Raw genomic sequence first — 21,990 nt, 5'->3', positions numbered from 1 at the left:
ACGACCAGACCAGTTCCGACGCGCCCGAGCAGACGAAATCCTCGGGTGTCAGCGCGCCCAGCACACCGCGCCGCCCTGGTGGCGGCACGCGTCAGGCACCGCGTCGGCAGTCCGAGGATGTGCTGGATGAGGTGCGCGATCCGCTGGTGCCCGGCGAGATCCTTTACGGCGAGGGCGATGTCGTGATCAACAAGGGGCTCGAGGTAACGACCATCCGTGTCGCCAATACCTCTGACCGTCCTATCCAGATCGGTTCGCATTTCCATTTTGCCGAAGTGAACGCGGCACTGGAATTCGACCGCGACGCCGCCTGGGGCAAACGCCTTGCGGTGCTGTCTGGCGGTGCCGAGAGATTTGAACCCGGTGCCGTGGCCGAAGTGAACCTGGTACCCATACAGGGCAAGCGCATCGTGCTTGGCCTGCGTGGCCTGTGCAAAGGAGATCTCGACAATGCAAAGGATTGATCGCCGCGAATACGTGGCCTCTTACGGGCCGACCAAGGGCGACCGGATCCGGCTGGCTGACACCTGCCTGACCATCGAGATCGAAGAGGACCGCTCGGGCGGGGGCGACGAATCCGTTTTCGGCGGCGGCAAGTCGATCCGCGAATCCATGGGGCAATCCTCGCATACCCGCGCTGAAGGCACGCCCGATCTGGTCATTACCGGGGCCGTCATTCTGGATCACTGGGGGATCATCAAGGCCGATATCGGCATCCGCGACGGGCGGATCGTGGGGATCGGCAAGTCAGGCAACCCGGACACGATGGACGGGATCGACCCCGCGCTGGTCATCGGCCCCTCGACGGAGATCATGGCGGGCAACGGGTTGATCGCCACCGCAGGCGCGGTGGACACACATGTGCATTTCGTAGGGCCGCAGATGCTCCAAGTTGCGCTGGCCGCGGGCGTCACGACCGTCACCGGCGGCGGCACCGGCCCGACCGAGGGGTCCAAGGCGACGCTGGCCACGCCCGGTTCCTGGTGGATGGAGCGGATGCTGGAAGGCTTCGATCCATGGCCCGTCAACGTTCTGTTCCTGGGACGCGGCAACACCATGTCCAAGGAAGCGATGTGGGAACAACTGCGCGGCGGTGTCGGCGGCTTCAAGGTGCATGAGGATTGGGGTGCAACCCCCGCCGCCATCGACGCCTGCCTGTCGGTGGCCGAGGAATCCGGCGTACAGGTCGCCATCCACTCGGACACGCTGAACGAGGCAGGCTTTGTCGAGGATTTGCTGAAGGCGGTCGCTGGCCGCACCTTCCATGCCTTCCATACCGAGGGCGCGGGCGGCGGGCACGCGCCCGACATCATCTCCATCGCGGGCGAACGCAACGTGCTGCCCGCTTCGACCAACCCGACACGGCCCTTCACGAAAAACACCGTGGCGGAGCATCTGGACATGGTGATGGTCGCCCATCACCTGAACCCGCAGGTTCCAAACGATCTGGCTTTTGCCGAAAGCCGGGTGCGGGCGGGCACGATTGCCGCCGAGGATATTCTTCAGGACATGGGCGCGATTTCCATCATGTCGTCGGACGCGCAGGCGATGGGCCGGATCGGTGAAACGGTCATGCGCACATGGCAGACCGCGCACCAGATGAAGAAGCTGCGCGGCTCGGCCCCCGGCGACGACCGCGCCGACAACCATCGGGCGCGCCGCTACGTGGCGAAATACACCATTTGTCCCGCCGTGGCGCACGGGATGGAGCGCGAAATCGGCTCCATCGAAGTGGGCAAAAAGGCCGATATCGTGATGTGGCAACCGGCGCTGTTTGGGGTGCGACCCCACACCGTATTCACCGGCGGCATGGTGGCCACGGCGGCACTGGGCGATCCAAATGCTTCGATCCCGACACCGCAGCCGGTGATGGAGCGGACCGGCTTCAACGTCCATTCGCCCGCGTCGGGTGCCACCAGCCTCGCCTTCGTTTCGCAGGCGGCGATCGACGACGGGTTGGCGGACCGGATCAACACCAACCGCAAATTCGTTGCCATCGAGAGCACGCGCGGACGTGGCAAGGAGGACATGCCGGAAAACACCGCCCTGCCGAAGATCGAGGTCGATCCCGACACCTATTCGGTGAAAATCGACGGCGAGATCGCCGATCACGAACCGGCCGATGAAGTGCCGATGGCACAGCGATACTTCCTGTTCTGAGATGGAAACCGCCGGCATGGAAAGGCAAGCAGCCCTGTTGCTGCTGGCGGATGGTCGTCTGCCTGCCGGGGGCTATGCCCATTCCGGCGGGCTGGAACCTGCTGTCACGGCGGGACGCGTCGCCGATATGGAGGGGCTCGAGAAATTCCTGACTGGCCGCGCGGAAACCACCGGGTTGATCGCAGCGGCTTTTGCGGCAACGGCTTGCGCGCGGGCGGCCGCCGATGATCTCAGCGATCTGGCGACGCTGGAGGTGGAGCTTGACGCGCGCACGCCATCGCCCGAATTGCGCAAGGTCTCGCGCGATCTGGGGCGACAATTGCGCCGCGCCATGAGCAGTATCCATCCGCATCCGTTTTTTGCTGCTCTGGGCACTGCGCCGCATCAGCCCATCGTGATGGGAGTCGCGGCGGCGGTTCTGGGTCTTGGCCCGCGCGATGCCGCGCTCGCGATCCTGCATGAAAACAATTCCGGCGCGGCGGCAGCGGCGGCCAAGCTGATGCGGGTCGATCCGTTCGATGTGCATGCCATCCTTGCCCGGATGACGACACGGCTGGATGCGCTGGCGGGGCGGGCCGCGGTGGCTGCGGAGGGCGCTCCCGCCGATCTGCCGTCGCCCGGCGCACCCTTGTCCGACATCGCCGCCGAGCATCACAGGAGGCGGGATGTACGACTCTTCGCGTCATAACCCGACCCACGGCCCCATCGGTGCCATGTCCGCGCGCGCGGTGCTGTCCAGCGAGCTTGGCCCGAAGGGCAGCAGCCGTATCGGCACGCTGCGATCCGACGGGTCTTTGGTCCTTCGCAAGAGCAATCCCAAGGGGCCCGAACCGCTGGCCCATCGGCGGCCCGACGTTGCCCGCGTCGCGCTCGCGGCAGGAACAGCAGGACCACTGGGAGGGGACGATTATGCGCTCGACGTGCTGGTTGGGGCAGGCAGCACGCTGGTGCTGCAAGAGGTCTCGGCCATGCTGGTGCTGCCAGGGCTTGGTGGCGCGGGGTCGCATATGGCGATCAGCGTGACCGTGGAGGCGGGCGCAACCTTCATCTGGCTGGCCGAGCCGATCATCGCGGCGCATCGCTGCAACCACCGCCACGATGTGCGGATCGCCCTTGCGCCCGATGCCCGGATGATCCTGCGCGAGGAGATGCTTTTGGGCCGTCATGGCGAAGCCGCCGGCGATTTCGCAAGTCGGCTGCGCGTCACGCGTGGCGGCGCTGCCCTTTATGACCAGCAGATTGATTTCGGGCCCGCGAGCGATGGCTGGGGCGGGGCTGCCGTGTTGGGGAAGAACCGCGCGGTCGGCTCGGTGATCGCGGTCGATCCCGACTGGTCCGACGCGGTGCCTGCGGCATTGCCCTATGACACGAACGCCGCCCTGACACCGCTGGCCGGGCCGGGCGTCGCCATCGGCGCGGTCGCACCCGACAGCCTTTCCCTGCGCCATCTTCTGACGCGCGGCATCAACGAACTCGGGCCCCCCTGGGCCATCTGAAGGAGACCAACCCATGCATGACGAGACCACAACAGCCCCGCAAGCCCGTGCGCTACGCCTTGGCGTTGCCGGTCCCGTGGGCACCGGCAAAAGCTCGGTGATCGCCACGATCTGCCGACACCTGCGCGACGAGTTTGCGCTCGGGGTCATCACCAACGACATCTATACCGACGAGGACGCGCGGTTCCTGAAATCCGAAGGCGTGCTGCCCGAAGAGCGCATTCGCGCCGTCGAGACGGGCTCTTGCCCGCATACCGCGATCCGCGATGATGTGACGATGAATCTGATGGCGGTCGAGGACATGGAACGCGATTTCGCGCCGCTCGACATCGTTCTCGTGGAAAGCGGCGGCGACAACCTGACCGCGACATTCTCGCCCGCGCTGGTGGATGCGCAACTCTTCGTGCTGGACGTGGCCGGCGGCGGCGATGTCGCACGCAAGGGCGGACCGGGGATCAGCGGTGCCGACCTCCTGGTCATCAACAAGATCGATCTTGGGCCGTATGTGGATGTGGATGTCGAGCAGATGGTCACCGACGCCGAAAAGGCCCGTGACGGTGGGCCGGTCCTTGCGCTGTCGCGGAAACATCCCGATACGGTGGAAAAACTATGCGACTGGGTACGCGAGATGCACAAGACCTATGCCGGCGGCGGCCACATTCCCGTCGATCCCGGTCCGATGGCACCGCATCATCATGCGCATGACGACGGTCATACCCATAGCCACGAATAATGGCCGGGATCAGACGGACGAAGTGACTGCAATCTGAAAGGTGCCGATGGACAGTCTGGGCTGGCAGATAAAACATGCACTGCGCATGGTCGTGTCTGGTTCGGGTGCATACCTACTGGTGTTCTCGCTTGGTCTTCAGGTGGATTTCTCGGCGGTCATAACCGCCATTTTCGTCACCCAAAGCAATGTCGGCGGGTCGTATCGCGTCGCGGTCGAGCAGTTCTTCGCGGCGATTGCCGGCGCGGTCTGCGGAGCGGGTGCCGCCGCGCTGATTCTGCCGCAGGATCCTGCATCGACGGCCATCGCGCTGGTCATCGCCCTGACGCCGCTGGCCCTTCTTGGTGCCCGTTCGCCCGGTTTTCGGGTCGCACCGATCAGCGCCGTCATCATCCTGCTGGAAGGGCCGGGATTCGAACTCCATACGCTGACGCTCGCCCTTGACCGGGTGCTGGGTGTCGCGCTCGGCTGTGGTGCCGGTGTGGTGGTGTCCCTGACGGTGTTTCCCGCGCGCGCCTTGTCCGCCGCTGTTGAAACAGCCGGTCGGGTCACGGCCTTGCTGGCCCGGCAGATGCAGATCCTATCAAGGAACGAGCCATCGCTTCGTGGTGAACACGGCGCTCTTGCGGCGCAGGTGCGCGAAAACCTCGTGCGGCTTGATGAACTGGTGGAGGAAGCCGAGCACGAGCGACGAGGAAGATCCACACGCTATTCCGGCACACCGCGCCTGCTGCGGGCTCTGCGGAGACTGCGCCACGATACGGACATGCTGCGGCGGGCAGGCCGCGATATCAGCAGTGACGCGCTGCCAGCCAGCATTGCCACACCTTGGTGCGAGGCCGCGGGTAGCGCCGCCAAAACCTTGCGCGGTATTGAACGCCTTCTTGCCGGCGGGAACGTTCCCGAGGATTTCGACACACTCACCCCCGCCGTGCGCGCCTATCTCGGCACCTTGGAGGATATACGAAAAAGCGGCGAGGCGGCGACGCTTCCGCCCGCCACCCTTCGGCGCATGTTCGGGATCGGGTTCACGCTAGATCAGTTCCGGCGGGATATCGGCGACATGATCGAGATCGCACAAGAGGTGCCGAAGCCAAGGCCCGGTCTTGTCGCGGCGATGAAAGGCTGGCGGTCGGCACGCGGCTGATGCAGGCGCATTGGGCCGAACGACTTGCCGAATTTCGCGACAAGCCCTACGGGACATCGCCTGCGGGGCTTTGTTACTTCCCGCAGGGTAGTAGCGCCGCGCTCAGCCTTCGCCGACCCCCTTTTCGATCCTTTCGCCCAGCGTCTCGTCGACGTTACGCCAATACTCGAACGCGCGTTTCAGCACCTTTTCGGATACACCGTCCTTGAGGTGGCCGACGACATTGCTGACCAGCCGGTCGCGGGCGGCATCATCCAGCACATCGCGCACCAGGGTGCCGGCCTGCCCCCAGTCGTCGTCATCCTCGCGCAGGGTATAGGCTTGGCGAACCATGTCGCCATCGGCATACCACAGTCCGGCATCGTCGGTGAGCGAGGGATCGGCGGCCGGTCCGCCGTAGGAATTGGGCGCATAGACCGGATCCGAGACGTTCTCGACCCGCATCGCGCCATCCTTGCTATAGCTGTGGACGGGTGATTTGGGTCGGTTGACCGGGATCTGCTTGTAATTCGCGCCCAACCGCGCACGGTGCGCATCCGAATAGGAAAAGCCGCGCCCCAGCAGCATCTTGTCAGGGCTCAGGCCGATGCCGCGCACCAGGTTGCTTGGTTCGAACGCCGCCTGCTCGATTTCGGTGTGGAAATCGGTCGGGTTGCGGTCCAGCGTCAGCTTGCCCACCTCGATCAGCGGGTAATCAGCATGGGGCCAGACCTTCGTCAGGTCGAACGGGTTGAAGCGATAAGTCCGCGCATCTTCGAAGGGCATGATCTGCATCTTCAGGGTCCAGCTGGGATAATTCCCGTCGCGGATCGAGTTGAACAGGTCGCGGCGATGGTAATCGCCGTCGGTGCCGGCCAGCCGGTCGGCCTCTTCCTGGGTCAGGAAATCGTTGCCCTGATCGGTCTTGAAGTGGTATTTCACCCAGAACTTCTCGCCATCCGCATTGACCCACATGTAGGTATGGCTGGAAAAACCATCCATGTGCCGCCAGGTCTTGGGAATGCCGCGGTCACCCATCAGCCAGGTGACCTGATGCGCCGATTCCGGCGAGAGCGTCCAGAAATCCCACTGCATGTCGTGGTCTCGCAGACCCGAGTCGGCGCGGCGCTTCTGCGAACGGATGAAGTGCTGGAATTTCATCGGATCGCGCAGAAAAAAGATCGGCGTGTTGTTGCCGACCATGTCGTAATTCCCCTCACTGGTGTAGAATTTCAGCGAAAAGCCGCGCGGATCTCGCCAGGTGTCGGGGCTGCCCTGTTCGCCGGCAACGGTCGAAAACCGGATCAACGTATCGGTCTTCGTGCCAGGCTGAAACAAGGCGGCCTTGGTATATTTGCTGACATCCTGCGTCACTTCGAAATGGCCGAACGCGCCTGCCCCCTTGGCATGTGGCTGGCGTTCGGGGATGCGTTCGCGGTTGAACTGCGCCATCTGCTCGATCAGGTAGTGGTCGTGCAAAACGATCGGGCCATCGGCACCGATGGTGAGCGAATGCTCGTCACTAGCGACTGGAATGCCCGCATCGGTCGTGGTGGGTTTTTTGGCGTCGTCGGTCATGGTCATATCTCCTCACGCTTACGGTACACCGAATCTCCGACAAGCCTAGCAGGAATCAGACTTCTTTTGTGGGCGCTCCTGTTTCAGCGGCAATAAGAAGCAACAGCCAACAGCGGGATCGTCAGCGCAAGAGGCATCCATGACCAGCGGCGGGCATGATGAGCACTCACATCGGCATTCCGTTCGGCGACTGGATGGGCCACTCGGTTTTTGGCTGAGGGCAGTTTGCGTTGGCAACGCCGGCGGTCTGGATCCGTCGCCCTTAACTTCACGCGCGGCTGGCGTCGGCCGTGAACCCATGAGGTATTTGGCATTACATGCAATAATGACGGCAATATTATCGCCCTGCACCGCAACAAATAGACACTCCATATCGGACGTAGGCAAACACGAATACACTGGAGGCACAGAATGGGTACCCAGCTAGTTTGAAGGCTGAGCATACGCTCTGCGGAACACAAAGGAGCGCGCTGGCGTTTAACCCCCGGACCTAGCACGTCCCCATCTTGACCCAAGAGGAGAATGATAATGTCTGTCAAACTTGCCATAATCTACTATTCCACCTACGGCACCAATCATCAGATGGCCTCCATCGCGGTCGAAGCGGCAAAGGACGCAGGTGCGGAAGTGCGCGTGCTGAAAGCGCCGGAAACTGCACCCGAAAGCGTTGTAGCGGGTCAGGACGCGTGGAAAGCACAGGCCGAAAAGACAGCAGATATCCCTCAGGCATCCGTCGAAGACATGGAATGGGCGAATGCCTATCTTATCTCCGCCCCCACCCGGTTCGGCGTCATGGCCAGCCAGATGCGCGCCTTCATCGACACGCTGGGCGGCATCTGGAGCAAGGGCGGTTTGGCGAACAAGCCGGTTTCGGCGATGACATCCGCGCAGAACACCCATGGCGGGCAGGAAACGACGCTGATGTCCTTCTATGCCACGGTCATGCACTGGGGCGGGATCGTCGTAGCACCCGGCTATACCGACGAGGTGATCTACAAGACCGGCGGCAACCCCTATGGCTACAGCCACAATGCTGGCGAGGATTTCTCGGACGAGGCCAAAACCGCCATCGGCCATCAAGCGCGGCGTCTGGTCGAGATTGCGGGCAAGCTGGCCTGAGGTTTGCCTGCCGCAATCAAGCCCGCATTTTCTGAAAGGATGAACACATGATGGAACTTCACCTCGATGGAGCTTTGAAATGAGCTATTCCCCATGCCCCGATCCTGTCTTGGGGGACGCCGAAGGTGTAGATGCCATCGAAACCCTGATCGTGCCGCGCGCTGTCGACCTGGGCGAGATGGAGGTGCGTCGCGCGCTGCCGTCGACCAAGCGTCAGATGGTCGGGCCCTTCATCTTCTTCGACCAGATGGGACCGGCGGAATTTCTGACCGATCAGGGGATCGACGTACGTCCGCATCCGCATATCAACCTTGCCACGCTGACCTATCTGTTCGAGGGCGAGATACTGCATCGCGATTCACTGGGAACCGAACAGACCATCCGCGCCGGTGCGGTGAACTGGATGAAGGCGGGGCGCGGCATCGTTCATTCCGAGCGTACATCGCAGGAGCGCCGGAACACCGGCCAGCGGCTGTTTGGTCTGCAGACATGGGTGGCCTTGCCCGAGGCCGACGAGGAAACCGCGCCCGATTTCATCCATTACGGGGCGGACACATTGCCGATGCTCGACAGCGACGGGATCAAGGCACGCATCATCGCGGGGGAGGCTTTCGGGCAGAAAAGTAGTCTTAAAACGGCGTCCGAAACCCTCTATGGCGATGTTGAATTGCAGGCGGGTACAAGCGTGCCGATCGATGCCACCTATGAGGAACGTGCGCTTTACACGATTTCCGGCGAGATTGAGATCGCGGGCGACCGGTTCGGCAAGGGCCAGCTTCTGGTGCTGCGCCCCGGCGATGCGATCACGGTCAGGGCCAGCAAGGCCGCACGGTTCATGCTGTTTGGCGGCGCGCCGATGGGCGGGCCGCGCTATATCTGGTGGAATTTTGTGTCGTCCCGACCCGAACGTATCGAAACGGCGAAACAGGAATGGGCCAGGGGCCGGTTTGACACAGTGCCGGGGGACGAGGCCGAATTCATCCCGCTGCCTGAGAGCATCGGCAAACCGCGCCGCGCTTCCGGTGGGGTCCGCTACCCCTGAACCTGAGACAGGAAAGGGCGCAACATAGCGCAAACGATCCCCGGCCTGCATCACGGCACTGTCATTCCCGGCGCGCCGGGTCGCGGCAGATATCGCCCATGCCGACTTCCCGCGCATGTTCTGGACACTCGAAAAGCAAAACCAACGTGTCATCCTGCGCAATGAGCTGTGCACGCTGTGTGACCGATACCTGAAGTGCGCTCCCAGCGACAAAAATGTGCCGATAATAGACGTTATGGTAATACGATCTGTCATTTGCCACCGCCGATTTCGCTTCTTCTTGCCTGAGATTGTTAGCCAGATTTCATCAAGCTTGGCTTCGAACGCGATCAAAAGGTTTGCGCCTTGACCTGAAAGCCAGAGATTTCACCCCAGGGCTGACTCTGCCTGCCTGATTGACGTCCATAACGCACATAGGCACGCATGATCGGGTCGCCTTTCCGACTGTTTCTATCAACTTTTAGCTTGACCCATCTAACTCGGCTGATAAACGATCAGACTGTCCAGCCAGCGCGCAGCCATAACAAGCGCCAGCCAGCATCGCATGAAAATTCTGACTGGAGGGTGCCATGGCTTTGCGCGCATCAACTCTCGCCCTTGCCTGCCTTTGCGCGTCGCCGCTCGCGGCGCAGGAAGACGCGGCGGGTAAGCTGACCATCGAGCTGAACTCGGTCGAGCCCGAGCAAGATAATTGCCGCATGAGTTTTGTCATTCTGAATGGCCATGATGTCGACATCAAATCCGCCGTGTTCGAGGCGGTGCTTTTTGACATTGACGGCCGCGTTGATCGCCTGACGCTATTCGATTTCGGTTCTCTGCCTGCCAGCCGCCCGCGAGTGCGCCAATTCGTCGTGCCTCAGCTTGCTTGTGACCAGCTGGCGCGGGTTCTGATAAACGGTGCGCAGACCTGCGAGACGGACGTGGCGCGCAAGGACATTTGCACCGAATCCATTGATCTGAAATCCAGGTTAGAGATCGAGGTGGTCGGATGATGCAATCGCTGGTCGAGGCCATTCAGCGGATCGCCGATCTGGGCGGGCCTGTTGTGCTCCTGCTTTGTGCATTGTCCATCGTCGTAATGACAGTGGTTCTGTACAAGCTCTGGCAATTTACCACCGCAGGCGTCGGGCGTCACAAGGCGCTTCGCGACGCTGTGGCCGCGTGGGACGCAGGCGACCGTGCGGGTGCGCGCAGTTACCTGAACCGGTCGCGCAGCTATCTGTGCCCGGTCGTGGACATGGCCATGTCCGGGCAACGCGATGGCGAACGTCTGGAAGCCGAAGCCGAGCTTCGCTTTGCCAAGCTGGAGCGCGGCTTCCGCCTGCTGGATTCTGTGGCGCAGCTTGCGCCGCTTTTAGGACTGTTTGGCACGGTCATTGGCATGATTTCGGCGTTTCAGGCGCTTCAGGACGCGGGCGCGCAGGTTGATCCCTCCATTCTGGCCGGGGGCATCTGGGTGGCGTTGCTGACCACCGCAGTCGGGTTGGCCGTCGCCATGCCGACGGCCCTGATCCTGAGCTGGTTCGAGGCCCGGATGGATGCCGAAAGGGTGCTGGCGGGCAAAGCCCTGCGCACCATCCTTGCCCCCACGGGCCGCACCGCTGACCTGCAAGATGTGGCCACAGGTGCCGCGGTTCATGCGTAGACGCACCCGCCGCAGACGCTTGTCGATGACATCGCTGATCGATGTTATCTTCTTGCTGCTGTTGTTTTTCATGCTCAGTTCGACATTCACCCGGTTTTCCGAAGTCGAATTGGCCGCCGGGGGCGCAGCGGGTGCCGCAACTGCGTCCGACATCCGTCCCTTCTTCCTGCGCTTGGGCACCGACAGCCTTGACCTCAACGGGCGTGATATTGCCTTCGCCAGCTTGGCCGACGGGTTCGGCGAGGATGCGGCCCCTGTGGTGTTGGTCTCGATGGTGCCATCGGTGACAGCGCAACGTCTGACGGACTTACTGGTTGCCCTTCGGGCCGTTCCGGGCGCGAAAGTCACCGTTCTGGAGAGATCCTGATGCGGCGCCTGAAATCCAGTTCCGAACGCGAACCGACCACTGCGCTTATCAACATCGTCTTCCTGATGTTGATTTTCTTTCTTGTTGCCGGAACGCTCGCGCCGTCGCTGGACAAGGACCTGAAGCTGGTCCGCACGAAAGACCTTGACCGGCATGCTCCGGCAGATGCGCTTGTGGTGCATCCGGATGGCCGTTTGTCCGTGCGCGGCATGGATGTCAATGACGCAGCGACATATTTCGCAGGGCTGGACAAAGACGCGCGCAAGCGGGTTCGGGTCGTCCCCGATCAAGACCTGCCCGCCAGCGCGTTGGTGGCCTTGGGTCGAGACCTGCGCAGTGCCGGCGCAGAATCTGTCGTCATCGTGACCGAGAGGGGGCTGGAATGATTTCGACCTCCCGCTCCGTGAAACTGGCATGTGTGCTGTTGGCAGCAAGTGCCCATGCCGCTTTGGCACTGGCTTTGATGACCAATGATCCGGTCAGAACGGAGGGCGCGCCCGGCAGCGCGGATGTACAACTGGGGTCGTCCTTTGCGGATATGGCTGCGGGGACGATGACAAACGAAAGCGTTGAGAAGGCGATTCAGCCTGACAGCGCCGCGCGCCCGCTACAGCCTGACCAAGCAACGCCATCCCCTGGCGAACGCCTGAAGGTGACCAAGGCCGCGCCTCCGGAAACGACGCTGCCCAATCCGGATGCGATCACCAAAGCCGTGCAACCAGCGCCCCCGTCTCCCTTGACGGTTCCCGTTGCGCCTCTCGCGCCCAGTAGCACCATTCAAGCCACGCGCCAAACGGCAGCACCGCCGCGGTCGTCTGCGCCGACATCACGAGAAATGATCAAAGCCGAAGCGACAAATGCAACGGCTGTAGCGCGCTCCCTGCGCCCCATGGCCCGTAGCCGCGAAGTCGAAGAAAAGGCGCAACGACAGGCCGAAGCCGAAAAGGCCACCAAGCCCAAACAAACCGAACAGCCACGCGGCAATTCCCAGAGAAACGCCCGTGCAGGTGCCACAACCGGGACACGCACTGCGAAGTCCAAGTCCAGCGGGTCCGGCGGGAAAAAGCCCAACGCCAGTGGCAATGCGGCAGTGAGCAACTATCCTGGCGTGGTCATGTCCTGTGTGTCTCAGTCTGGTCGCCCAAACGTCCGTGGACGCGGAACCACGCGTGTGTCGTTCAGCGTTGCGAACAACGGGCGCATTACAAATGTCGCTCTGGCGGGCGCATCGGGGAATTCACGACTTGACCGGGCGGCCCTTGATCTTGTGCGACGGGTTCGGTCCTGCCCGCCCCCACCTGCGGGGGCAAGACGGAGCTTTTCCATCGGGATCTCGGCGCGTTGAGCCGGGTGGTCGCCACATCGCACTCTGGGTGAACGGACCCTGTTTAGCAGTATGCGCAGAACGAAGTGGCCGCTGCGCCGGACGTTGGGACATTCACCAGAAGCGTATTGACGAATAGCCAACAGATATACGTCGCCTTGCTGGAAGGCCCAAGATGTCCAGCCGAGACAATCGGCCGGACACAATGTCAGAGTGATCAGTTCTGCAAGTAGACTTCGAGCGAATCGTCCAGTGCATCTTTCCAAGGCGTGTGGTGAACCGGGGCCATCGTATTTGTGATGACCGACCGATAGGAGTTGTCGCGAAACGCCATGATGTCATCCATCTTGTGCTGTTTCCACGCAAAGAACGCGGCGCAAGCGCCATCCACATCAAAACTGGGATAGTCCGTTTCGGCAATCAGTTCCTTGATGTAGTCGCCTTGATACTGGATTGCATATTTCACATCATCGCTGGCTTCTTCGCGCTCCATGCGTTCCTTCACGTCGTCCGTGAGGGTTTTCATGTCAGTCGGCACTTGCAGTTTGCCCATGATCGCATCGCGAACCCACCATGCCTGAGCGTCGAACATGTTGAAGGTGAACCATTGGTCCTGCATACCGATGTAGAACATCTTCGTGTTCTTTACGAAAACCACGCCCTTGTAGAGATCGGACGACGCCAGCCGGTTGGCCGTTTTCAGGCGCAGATCGTCTGGGAGATAGTTGAAGAAGTGCTTGTAGCCGGTGCAAAGGATGATCGCATCGACATCGCGCGACGTGCCGTCCTTGAAATATGCGGTCTTCTCGTCAACGCGCTCAAGGGCCGGAACTTCGTCCCAATTGTCAGGCCATTCAAAGCCCATCGGCGCGGTGCGATACGACGAAGTAACTGATTTGGCACCGTATTTCCAGCATTGCGACCCGATATCCTCTGCCGAATACGATGCTCCGACAACAAGGATGTCCTTGCCTTCGAATTCGCGCGCGTCGCGGAAATCGTGCGCATGAAGGATTCGCCCGTTGAATGATTCGAATCCGTCATATTCCGGGACGTTCGGTGTTGAAAAGTGACCCGAGGCGCAGATGACGTAGTCAAAATCCTCTTCGTAGGTTGTGTCCTTGATCTGGTCATGCACCGTGATGGTGAAATTCTCTTCGGCTTCGTTGTAGCGCACCCAACGGATCGGTGAGTTGAAGCGGATCCAGTCGCGGATGCCCGCCTTTTCAACCCGACCCACAATATAGTCGAAAAGAACCGCGCGAGGAGGATAGGAGGCGATTTGCTTGCCGAAGTGCTCTTCAAAGGAATAGTCTGCAAACTCAAGACCTTCCTTCGGACCGTTTGACCAAAGGTAACGGTACATGGAGCAGTGCACAGGCTCACCGTGCGCATCCAGCCCGGTACGCCATGTGTAGTTCCAAAGGCCACCCCAGTTGCTCTGCTTTTCGAAGCAAACGATTTCAGGGATCTCTTCGCCGTTCTGATGTGCAGACTGGAAGGCTCGCATCTGGGCCATGCCCGAAGGACCGGCTCCGATGATGGCAACACGCTTGGCAGTCATATGTGATTCTCCTGTGGTATGGACCAAATAGTCGTTTGTGGTTCTTTTGGTTCCGCAAATGGTGCAATTCATTATACCAAAATGTCAACATTATTCCAATTTGGACCGAAAGATGATGAATTCGTCTGTCTTTACTGCTAACCCGGAAACATGATGCCTTCCAGTTTTGCACATCAACTTGCGGTTTCTTCGGCCTTTCCCCGTTTGTCGGTGGGCATGAACGAGCCCGTGAAGATCGGATTTCTTGCACCGTTGAGCGGGCCGGTTGAATCGTGGGGCCTGCCTGGCCTGAACGGTTGCCAGATATGGGTCGACTCGTTGAACCGGTCCGGAGGCGTGATGATCAGCGGGCGGCGCTATCCGGTCGAACTCCGGGCGTATGACTGCGGTTACAATGCCGACCGCGCACAAAATGGCGCGCGCCATCTGGTCGAAGAAGAAAATGTAAAGCTGCTGTTGATGCTCGGCGGCGATACGATCACCCCGATTCTGGATTATCTGAACGGACGGAAGATCCTGACATCGACATTGCTGCCCAGCGACCTGTCACCGGACACGCCGTTCTTGATTGCCCCCAGCGAGTTGCATCCGATCTACAACGTCACCGGGGTTGAATGGCTCTCCGCCAACCGGCCAAATCTGAAGACTGTCGCACTTTGCAGCCAACAAGACGCGCTTGGCCTGCCCTCTCTGGCGACCTATCGCGCGGCTTTCGGGTGTGCCGGCATGTCTCTGATCAAGGAAGTGCAGTATTCGGCGGAATCGACGGATGTCAGATCAATCGTGCAGCCGATGCTGGACGCCAACCCGGACATCCTGTGCTGGTGCACAAGCTATACGCCGATGGTTCATGCGATGACCGAATACGCCCATGCGCATGGGTTCAAAGGCCAGATCATGTCCTGCACGCTGGATCATTATGAACGCCTCGTGGCGCGCACCTCCGTCGAGTTCATGGAAGGTACGGTCTTTCAGTTTCCCGATTTCGATGATCCCTTGCTGCGCGAAAAGACGTTTTTCTTCAACCAGCCGCATGTGTTCTTCGAGGAATATAACCGCCGTTTTCCTGACAGCTGGAGCGCGGTGAGCTGGGAATATGCCGCCATTCTGGACATCTGGCATTCGGCTGTCGAAAAATGCAACAGCGTCAACTCGGTCTCGGTCCTTGCGGCGATGAAACAGCTTGGCCACGTCTCGCACGCATTCGGTCCGGCGCATTGGTGGGGGCACGATATGTTCGGAATCGACAACGCCCTTGTCGGGGATTGGCCGGTTGTCTCGATCAGCAAGGGCAAGGCCCGCGTCGTTGCCTTCGGCTCCATTCCCGACTGGCTGGCGCGTCACGGCGAAACTCTGAAGCAGGAAATGTCAGATTTGGGGCAGCTTTGGGATCAACGTCTGGTCACCGATGCCCCGCGTCCCGGCTTTATCTGCGAACCTCCGTCGGTCTGATCAGAGATTCTGCAACAGCAGCTTCTGCTCTTCGATCAAATGTAATTTGATAAACTCGACAGCACGCTCCACATCGCGCGAAGCGATGGCGTTGAACAGGACATTGTAGCGCTGCTGATAATCCAGAATCCGTTTTGGTGTCAGGTGCCGCCGCAACAGCGTTGTCCGAAACGAGGTCCGGCAAGATTCGATCGCCAGATTGTAGCACGACGCCAAAAGCGGGTTCCGCGTTCCGGTCGCGATTTTGCGGTAGAAGTTCTCTTCGCATTTGATGAATTCCAGCACATCCGTGCGCACGCCTTCGATTTCGGACATCAACCGTTCAAGGTCGCTTATGTCGCGCGGGGTCATGTTGATGACGGCAAGCCGCACCATTTCCGGCTCCAGGATGCCGCGAACGACCAGATGATCCAGCGGGCTTGTTTCAAAGGCCACCGCAATCTCCGGGCTCTCGGTCTCTGCCTCGGATTGGTAGGTCACGAAACTGCCGCTGCCGGGACGGCGATTGATTACGTCGCGGGCCTCAAGAACATCCAGCGCTTCGCGCACCGTATTGCGCGCAACGCCAAGCTCTGCGGCCAGCGCCCTTTCGGAGGGTAGCCGCGTGCCCAACGGATATTCCTCGTTTTTGATCTGTGCGAACAATCGGTCGAGCACGACCTGCACCGTCGCACCGACCGAATGGCTGGCGATGATTTGCGAGGTTATCGTCGGGGGGTTGTCGTTCATTGGTTCTGTTTCCGGTGCGGCTCCAGCGTCTGGCGCGGGACAAAATTTCGATTCCTGTTACTGGACGGGGCACCGCCAGAAGACTTCACATAGCAGGCCGGTCGGGCGGCTTGGGTGCAGAAGGTATCGGCGCGTGACGGCGCATACCAGCAAGTAATCGGTTCAAAACAGTCTATTTTGGTTCACTCCAATGTCAGATTCCTTCAATAATATTATACCACTTTAGAGCCACCCACAACTTTCAGAAAGCCAATCTGTAAATTGTTAAAATAATATTCTTGTGTGGAAAATGCTATCCTGTTAGCTTTTTTAAGAGAACCATGAAGAAATTTGGGCATGCCACCGTCAAGAGTGGGCCGGAGATCATCCGGAAATTGGCCTGAAATTGGTTTCTTCGCAAACCGCACTGATTGCGGCAACCAACAGGAGAGATTGATGTTTCCCAAGGGATTGAAAAACGGCTTTTCGCGCCGCACCTTTCTTAAGTCTACGGCCGCAACAGCACTCAGCGCGGGCCTACCGTCCATTGCGCTCGCTGCCGGCGAAACGGTCAAGATCGGCTTTCTTGCACCTTTGACGGGGGCGACCGCCGCATGGGGCGCGCCAGGTCTAAGCGGGTGCGAAATCTGGGCCGAGAAGGTCAACGCTGCTGGTGGCATCAAAATTGGTGACGACAGTCACCACATCGAATTTGTCGCCTATGACAACGAATATGACCCGGCAAAAGCCCGCACAGGTGCCACCAAACTCATCCGCGAAGACGGCGTGAAATTCGTGATGATGCTGGGCGGTGACACATGGCCGGGCGTTCAGCCCGTCGCGGACCGGACCGGCATGCTTTTCTCGACGCTGCTTCCGTCTGATCTCTCGCCCGATACCGAAACGCTTCTTGCCCCGACCGAGGTTCATCCGATCTATCTGGTGACGGGCGTGCAATGGCTGGCAGAAAACAAGCCGGAACTGAAAACGGCCGTGATGTGCGCGCAGGACGATGCGCTTGGCCTGCCTTCGGTAGCAACCTATCTTGCCGCATTCGAGGCCGCAGGCATCGAGATGCAGGATGAGCCACTTCTCTTTGATCCGGCGACCACTGATTTTGCGCCGATCGTCACGCGGCTGCTGTCAACCAGCCCAGACATTGTCTGCCTTGACACCTGCTATTCCGACTATGTGCATCCGATCTGCGAACAACTGTTCCAGCAGGGCTATAAAGGCCAGATCATTTCGGCAACGGCAGATTTCTACGACCAGATGATTGCCAAGACGTCCAAGGAGTTCATGGAAGGGTTCATCTTCCAGTTCCCGGATTTCGACGATCCGGCCCTGAATGCCGACAACATCAACTTCAAGGATGCCAACGGGTTCTATGCTGAATACAACAAGCGGTTCCCCGGTCAGTGGGGCGCTGTAAGCTGGGAATATGCGGCAATCATGGAGCTGTGGAAAGACGCGGCGGAAAAGGCCGGGTCGGTAGAACCCGACGCCGTGCTGGCCGCGATGACAGAAGGCGGCAAGGGCAAGCACGCTTTCGGCGACGCCGACTGGTGGGGCGAAGAGATGTTCGGCATCAACAACGCGCTGGTTGGTGACTGGCCGGTTGTCGTGATCGAAGATGGCAAAGCGGTCATCAAAGGGTTCAAGTCGATCCCCGACTGGTACGACCAGCACGGCGATCTGCTGATCAAGCATATGTCTGCCTATGATCAGATGTGGAATCAGCGCAGCTGAGCCTCTTTCCCGGATACCCGCAGCGACGGTGCTGACCGCGCTGCGGGAACCCTGCAAAAAATGAGTATTCGTGATGTTTGAACTTCTGGCCCAGACCGGCCTGAACGCCGCCTATGCTGCGTCCTATATTTCGCTTGTGGCCGTCGGGCTGGTCCTGATCTTTGGCGTCATGGGCGTGATCAACTTTGCACATGGCGAGCTGTTCATGGCCGGCTCTTACGTTGTTGTCGCCCTTTATGCCGATAGAATGGTTCCTTTTTTTGTGGCCGTGGTGGCAGGTCTGATATTTGTCGGCATTCTCGGGCTCATCATGGAGCGCGCGCTGTTTCGGCCCTTGCGCGACAATCCGTTGGGCGGACTTGTGGCCTCGATCGGCTTTCTGCTGATCCTGCAAGCCCTCGCAGTGCTGGGTTTCGGTGTACGGATGGAATATGTTCCGCCCCTCACCCAGGATGTCATCGTTTTCGCTGACAAGATCAGCATACCCGTCGCGCGCCTGTATGTGATCATTGCCGCGGTCGTGATGCTTTCGGCGCTGTGGTATTTCCTCAAGCGCACCCGCTTTGGCTGGGCGCTACGCGCCTCGGCGCAGGATCCCGAAGCTGCCGCGCTGCAAGGCATATCTGTCACGCAGACAGCGATGATTGCAATGTTCATCGGCGCGGGATTTGCCGGGCTGGCCGGGGCGCTGACCGCGCCGCTGGTTTCGGTAAACCCGCATATGGGGCACACCATCATCGTCACAGCGTTCATCGTCATCATCGTGGGCGGTGTCGGATCTCTGGAAGGGGCGGTGGTGGCTTCGGTCGTCTATGCCTTCGTGCACACTTTCGTGACAACCTTCTATGACGGCGTTTTGGCGGATATCACCGGGCTTTCCCTGATGCTGATCGTGCTGATCGTCAAACCCACAGGCCTGTTCGGGAGTGCGGATCGTGCGTAATCTCCTTATCTGGGCCGTCGTAGCCGTCGCATTGATCATCCTGCCCAATCTGGTCAGCTTTTCGCAGCAGGAAGTGCTGGTATTCCTGACGATCAATATCCTTGTCGTGGCCTCTTACCGGTTGCTGACGCTGACTGGTGAATGGTCGCTTGGCCATGTCGTCATCATGGGCGTTGGTGCCTATGCTTCGGCGCTGGTGACAAAGGAATTGGGCCTTTGGGTGCCGTTGGGCATTCTGGTGGGCGGCGCTTCGGCGGCATTCATCGCCTTTTTGCTCAGCTATCCGCTGTTCCGGATGAAGGGCTTCTATTTTCTGATCGGCAGTTTCGCGGCGGGCGAGATCATCCGCCTCTTGTGGAAGCGCTTTCGTGATCCGTTCGGCGGTGCCAAAGGGATCAAGGGCATTGATCCCATGCCGGACTTTTCCATTGGCATCTACCAGTTCGATTTCTTCGAGCCGGTCAGCTACTTCTACTTCTCCGCTGTCGTGGTCGCGCTGTGCCTGTGGATCCTGTGGCGGATCGAGAAATCGCCGGTCGGCCTTACCTTTCACGCCGTTCATTGGCAGGACAAACTTGCACAGGCATCCGGCGTGAACCTGCGCAGCTACCGCACGCTGGCCTTCGTGATCGCCAGCGGGTTTGCAGGGATCGCCGGCGCACTGCTTGCGCATTACATCGGCACGATCAACCCCAACAGCTTTGATGTCGAGGTGATGGTGTTCGTTCTGACCTGGGCCATTGTCGGCGGCACAGGCACATTTTACGGCCCGATCCTGGGATGTATCGTCCTGACCATCCTGAACGAAATCGTGCTGCGCGAGCTTGGCCTCGAACAGACGCGGCCGCTGATCTACGGCCTGATCCTGATCCTGTCGATCCTGTTCATGCCGAACGGGTTGGAGAGCATCGTGCAGAAATTCACCCGTCGAAAGGAAGCCAAATGACCTCCCTTCTCGAAGTGCAGAACCTCACCATGCGGTTCGGCGGCCTGACGGCCGTCGACGGCCTGAACTTCAAGGTCGAAAAGGGCCACATTCACGGTCTGATCGGACCGAACGGTGCCGGCAAAACCACAACCTTCAACATGATCTCGGGCTTTTATACGCCAAGCGACGGCAAGGTTTTGCTGAACGGCGAGGAAATCTCGGGCCTGCCCATGCACCACGTCGCCAACCGTGGCATCGTGCGCACCTTCCAGCATTCGACGCTTTTTGGCGAACTTTCGGTGCTGGACAATGCGCTGGTCGGCACGCATATGACCTTCCGGCCAAACATCTTTGCAGCCATCCTGGGCCTTGACGGCGCAGCCCGGCGGAATGCGCTTGACCGGGCCAGGTCGTCGCTGGAGTTTTTCGGCCTGGGCGGTCTTGAAAACGAGCTTGCGGGCGATCTGTCGCACGGGCATCAACGCGCGCTTGGCATGGCGGTGGCCTATGCCTCGCGCCCCGACCTGATCCTGCTGGATGAGCCTTTTACCGGGATGAACCCCGAAGAGACCCGACAGATGATGGAACTGATGCGCCGTCTATGCGCCGAAGGGACAACGATCCTGCTGGTGGAACATGACATGCAGGCGATCATGGGCCTGTGCGACAACATCACCTGTATGAGTTTCGGAAAATTCCTGGCCGAAGGCGGACCGTCCGAGATCCGCAATCATCCCGACGTTATCGAAGCCTACCTGGGAGGCGCGCGCCATGTTGCTTGAACTGCGCGACATAAGTGTGAATTACGGTAAGATTTCCGCAATCCGCAATATCTCGATTGGCGTTCCCGAAGGTCAGATCGTGACGATCATCGGCGGCAACGGGGCGGGCAAGACGACCACGCTGCGGGCAATGTCCGGAATGCTGCCGCTTCACTCGGGTGAAATCCACTTTGATGGAAAACGCATCGACGGGATGGCCTCGCACAAGATCGTCGCGAACGGCATCGCGCATGTGCCCGAAGGCCGCCGCATCTTTCCCGACATGACGGTCGAGGAAAACCTGCGCACGGGTGCGTTTCTGCGCAAAGATCGCGACAAGATCGAAGCCGACCTTGAGGATGTCTTCAAGCGGTTTGAACGGCTGCGCGAACGGCGGCGGCAGCGGGCGCAAACCATGTCCGGGGGTGAGCAGCAAATGCTTGCGATCGGGCGGGCGCTGATGTCTGACCCGCGCATTTTGCTGATGGACGAACCGTCCATGGGTCTTGCCCCCGTGATCGTCGAGGAAATCGCACAGATCATCGAAGAGATAAACGCGCGCGGGCTTTCGGTGGTATTGGTCGAACAGAATGCTGTGTTGGCGCTGGAATTGGCAAACCATGCTTATGTTCTGGAATCCGGCAATATGGCGCTAGAGGGACCGGCGGGGGATTTGCATGACAACGAACACGTTCGGGCGGCGTATCTGGGGCTTTGATCGCAGCGATGCCGAGATGAGGATGGCGCGCGCGGCTGGCTGGTCGCGCGCCGATCTGGTCTGGGAACGGTTGCTTGAGGCGGGAAATATCGCCTGGGCGGAGGACGCGCGGGCCAAAGCTGCAAGCCGCTTTCGTCAGGCCGATCTGTTGGCGCGCCTGTGTTTTGACCGGAACGATCTGCGGCGCGCGACATGCCACGCAAACCTGTCACTGCTTGCCATGGCCGGGAACAAGCCACGCCGTGCCGCGCGCCATCAGGCCCGCGCCTTGCATATCTGGAAAACCGCCGCCGGACAGATCGCAGCGATGAAAGTCGCACCTCGCTCGCGCAGTTCGCTGTTTCATCTGCGGCTGGAGGCCAAACACCGCGACACGTTTCACGACAACATGCGCAAACGGTTCACCAATTTTGCCGCCGAAACCGAAGAGACTTTGCGTCTTTTGACCGCCCCTGCCCCGTCAAGGCATCGCCATTTCGGACGTTGGCGCGGCGAAAGACCGAACGTCTATGACGACACCCGCAAGATCATGGGTGCTTGCCTGCTGATTATCGACCGGGCCTGACAAACGCGAAAGCCC

At 60.1% G+C, this 21,990-nt stretch carries 23 protein-coding genes; 20 read left to right on the top strand and 3 right to left on the bottom strand.

All coding sequences use genetic code 11. The features are described 5' to 3' along the window. Positions 1-143: 143 nt before the first annotated feature. From ACN0WV_RS11480 to ACN0WV_RS11455, 6 genes are read left to right on the top strand one after another with little or no spacing between them, the layout of a single operon-like run. Positions 144-464: an urease subunit beta gene (locus tag ACN0WV_RS11480; RefSeq protein WP_417606018.1), complete on the top strand. Its 321-nt coding sequence runs from the start codon at positions 144-146 to the stop codon at positions 462-464. Beyond that, a complete protein-coding gene (locus tag ACN0WV_RS11475; RefSeq protein ID WP_417605867.1) occupies positions 451-2,160 on the top strand; it encodes an urease subunit alpha in 1,710 nt (569 codons plus the stop codon). Before ACN0WV_RS11480 ends, ACN0WV_RS11475 begins: the two co-directional genes overlap by 14 nt. A 16-nt stretch (positions 2,161-2,176) precedes the next feature. Then, positions 2,177-2,848, top strand: coding sequence for an urease accessory protein UreF (locus ACN0WV_RS11470; RefSeq protein WP_417605865.1), 672 nt, complete (start codon positions 2,177-2,179; stop codon positions 2,846-2,848). Continuing rightward, positions 2,826-3,656 carry an urease accessory protein UreD gene (locus ACN0WV_RS11465; RefSeq protein ID WP_417605864.1) on the top strand — a complete coding sequence of 277 codons (831 nt, stop codon included), beginning with the start codon at positions 2,826-2,828 and terminating at the stop codon, positions 3,654-3,656. The genes ACN0WV_RS11470 and ACN0WV_RS11465 overlap by 23 nt, the downstream gene beginning before the upstream one ends. A gap of 13 nt (positions 3,657-3,669) precedes the next feature. Next, the gene (gene ureG, locus ACN0WV_RS11460) at positions 3,670-4,389 is read left to right on the top strand and encodes an urease accessory protein UreG (protein ID WP_084354946.1); all 720 of its coding nucleotides are present in this window, start codon (positions 3,670-3,672) and stop codon (positions 4,387-4,389) included. Between the two features lie 46 nt (positions 4,390-4,435). Beyond that, positions 4,436-5,533 (top strand): FUSC family protein, encoded by a 1,098-nt coding sequence (locus tag ACN0WV_RS11455; protein ID WP_417606016.1) that lies wholly within the window; start codon positions 4,436-4,438, stop codon positions 5,531-5,533. A 102-nt stretch (positions 5,534-5,635) separates the two neighbouring features. Here ACN0WV_RS11455 and ACN0WV_RS11450 read toward each other — a convergent pair whose 3' ends face one another. Beyond that, positions 5,636-7,090: a catalase gene (locus ACN0WV_RS11450; protein WP_417605862.1), complete on the bottom strand. Its 1,455-nt coding sequence runs from the start codon at positions 7,088-7,090 to the stop codon at positions 5,636-5,638. Positions 7,091-7,618: 528 nt separating this feature from the next. Here ACN0WV_RS11450 and wrbA point away from each other — a divergent pair. The 7 genes from wrbA (at position 7,619) to tolA (ending at position 12,608) form a co-directional block, all read left to right on the top strand. Next, on the top strand, positions 7,619-8,209 hold the full coding sequence (wrbA, locus tag ACN0WV_RS11445; RefSeq protein ID WP_417605860.1) for an NAD(P)H:quinone oxidoreductase: 591 nt from the start codon (positions 7,619-7,621) through the stop codon (positions 8,207-8,209). Positions 8,210-8,288: 79 nt separating this feature from the next. Beyond that, complete coding sequence (locus tag ACN0WV_RS11440) at positions 8,289-9,251, top strand: pirin family protein (RefSeq protein WP_417605858.1); 963 nt, start codon at positions 8,289-8,291, stop codon at positions 9,249-9,251. A 569-nt stretch (positions 9,252-9,820) separates the two neighbouring features. Further along, positions 9,821-10,243 carry a hypothetical protein gene (locus tag ACN0WV_RS11435; RefSeq protein ID WP_084354845.1) on the top strand — a complete coding sequence of 141 codons (423 nt, stop codon included), beginning with the start codon at positions 9,821-9,823 and terminating at the stop codon, positions 10,241-10,243. Beyond that, positions 10,240-10,896, top strand: a complete 657-nt coding sequence (locus ACN0WV_RS11430) for a MotA/TolQ/ExbB proton channel family protein (protein ID WP_417605856.1) — start codon at positions 10,240-10,242, stop codon at positions 10,894-10,896. Before ACN0WV_RS11435 ends, ACN0WV_RS11430 begins: the two co-directional genes overlap by 4 nt. Then, complete coding sequence (locus ACN0WV_RS11425; protein WP_235866701.1) at positions 10,889-11,263, top strand: biopolymer transporter ExbD; 375 nt, start codon at positions 10,889-10,891, stop codon at positions 11,261-11,263. The genes ACN0WV_RS11430 and ACN0WV_RS11425 overlap by 8 nt, the downstream gene beginning before the upstream one ends. Then, on the top strand, positions 11,263-11,649 hold the full coding sequence (locus ACN0WV_RS11420) for an ExbD/TolR family protein (RefSeq protein WP_417605853.1): 387 nt from the start codon (positions 11,263-11,265) through the stop codon (positions 11,647-11,649). Before ACN0WV_RS11425 ends, ACN0WV_RS11420 begins: the two co-directional genes overlap by 1 nt. Continuing rightward, a complete protein-coding gene (gene tolA, locus ACN0WV_RS11415; RefSeq protein ID WP_417605851.1) occupies positions 11,646-12,608 on the top strand; it encodes a TonB family protein in 963 nt (320 codons plus the stop codon). Before ACN0WV_RS11420 ends, tolA begins: the two co-directional genes overlap by 4 nt. A 196-nt stretch (positions 12,609-12,804) precedes the next feature. Here tolA and ACN0WV_RS11410 read toward each other — a convergent pair whose 3' ends face one another. Further along, positions 12,805-14,151: an NAD(P)-binding domain-containing protein gene (locus tag ACN0WV_RS11410; RefSeq protein ID WP_084354854.1), complete on the bottom strand. Its 1,347-nt coding sequence runs from the start codon at positions 14,149-14,151 to the stop codon at positions 12,805-12,807. A gap of 150 nt (positions 14,152-14,301) precedes the next feature. On the opposite strand from ACN0WV_RS11410, the gene ACN0WV_RS11405 reads away from it, so the two are divergent. After that, positions 14,302-15,603, top strand: a complete 1,302-nt coding sequence (locus ACN0WV_RS11405; RefSeq protein WP_417605849.1) for an ABC transporter substrate-binding protein — start codon at positions 14,302-14,304, stop codon at positions 15,601-15,603. Here the strand turns inward: ACN0WV_RS11405 and ACN0WV_RS11400 are convergent, their stop codons facing one another. Beyond that, positions 15,604-16,332 carry a FadR/GntR family transcriptional regulator gene (locus ACN0WV_RS11400; RefSeq protein ID WP_084354857.1) on the bottom strand — a complete coding sequence of 243 codons (729 nt, stop codon included), beginning with the start codon at positions 16,330-16,332 and terminating at the stop codon, positions 15,604-15,606. A gap of 435 nt (positions 16,333-16,767) precedes the next feature. Here ACN0WV_RS11400 and ACN0WV_RS11395 point away from each other — a divergent pair, with 435 nt between their 5' ends. The 6 genes from ACN0WV_RS11395 to ACN0WV_RS11370 all read left to right on the top strand — a co-directional run bounded on the left by ACN0WV_RS11395 (position 16,768) and on the right by ACN0WV_RS11370 (position 21,975). Beyond that, the gene (locus tag ACN0WV_RS11395) at positions 16,768-18,060 is read left to right on the top strand and encodes an ABC transporter substrate-binding protein (RefSeq protein ID WP_417605847.1); all 1,293 of its coding nucleotides are present in this window, start codon (positions 16,768-16,770) and stop codon (positions 18,058-18,060) included. 73 nt (positions 18,061-18,133) lie between these two features. Then, positions 18,134-19,003 (top strand): branched-chain amino acid ABC transporter permease, encoded by an 870-nt coding sequence (locus ACN0WV_RS11390; protein ID WP_084354860.1) that lies wholly within the window; start codon positions 18,134-18,136, stop codon positions 19,001-19,003. Beyond that, positions 18,996-19,949 carry a branched-chain amino acid ABC transporter permease gene (locus tag ACN0WV_RS11385; protein ID WP_417605845.1) on the top strand — a complete coding sequence of 318 codons (954 nt, stop codon included), beginning with the start codon at positions 18,996-18,998 and terminating at the stop codon, positions 19,947-19,949. Before ACN0WV_RS11390 ends, ACN0WV_RS11385 begins: the two co-directional genes overlap by 8 nt. Next, entirely contained in the window at positions 19,946-20,713 is a 768-nt protein-coding gene (locus ACN0WV_RS11380) for an ABC transporter ATP-binding protein (RefSeq protein ID WP_084354862.1), read from the top strand. The genes ACN0WV_RS11385 and ACN0WV_RS11380 overlap by 4 nt, the downstream gene beginning before the upstream one ends. Beyond that, the gene (locus tag ACN0WV_RS11375; protein ID WP_084354863.1) at positions 20,703-21,410 is read left to right on the top strand and encodes an ABC transporter ATP-binding protein; all 708 of its coding nucleotides are present in this window, start codon (positions 20,703-20,705) and stop codon (positions 21,408-21,410) included. Before ACN0WV_RS11380 ends, ACN0WV_RS11375 begins: the two co-directional genes overlap by 11 nt. Further along, positions 21,370-21,975: a tetratricopeptide repeat-containing protein gene (locus ACN0WV_RS11370; RefSeq protein ID WP_417605843.1), complete on the top strand. Its 606-nt coding sequence runs from the start codon at positions 21,370-21,372 to the stop codon at positions 21,973-21,975. The genes ACN0WV_RS11375 and ACN0WV_RS11370 overlap by 41 nt, the downstream gene beginning before the upstream one ends. Positions 21,976-21,990: the final 15 nt, after the last annotated feature.

The sequence above is a fragment of the Primorskyibacter flagellatus genome (assembly GCF_048268605.1).
Classification (GTDB): domain Bacteria; phylum Pseudomonadota; class Alphaproteobacteria; order Rhodobacterales; family Rhodobacteraceae; genus Primorskyibacter; species Primorskyibacter flagellatus.
Note: the sequence above shows the minus strand (reverse complement) of the source record. Positions and strands in the feature narration are given on the sequence as shown.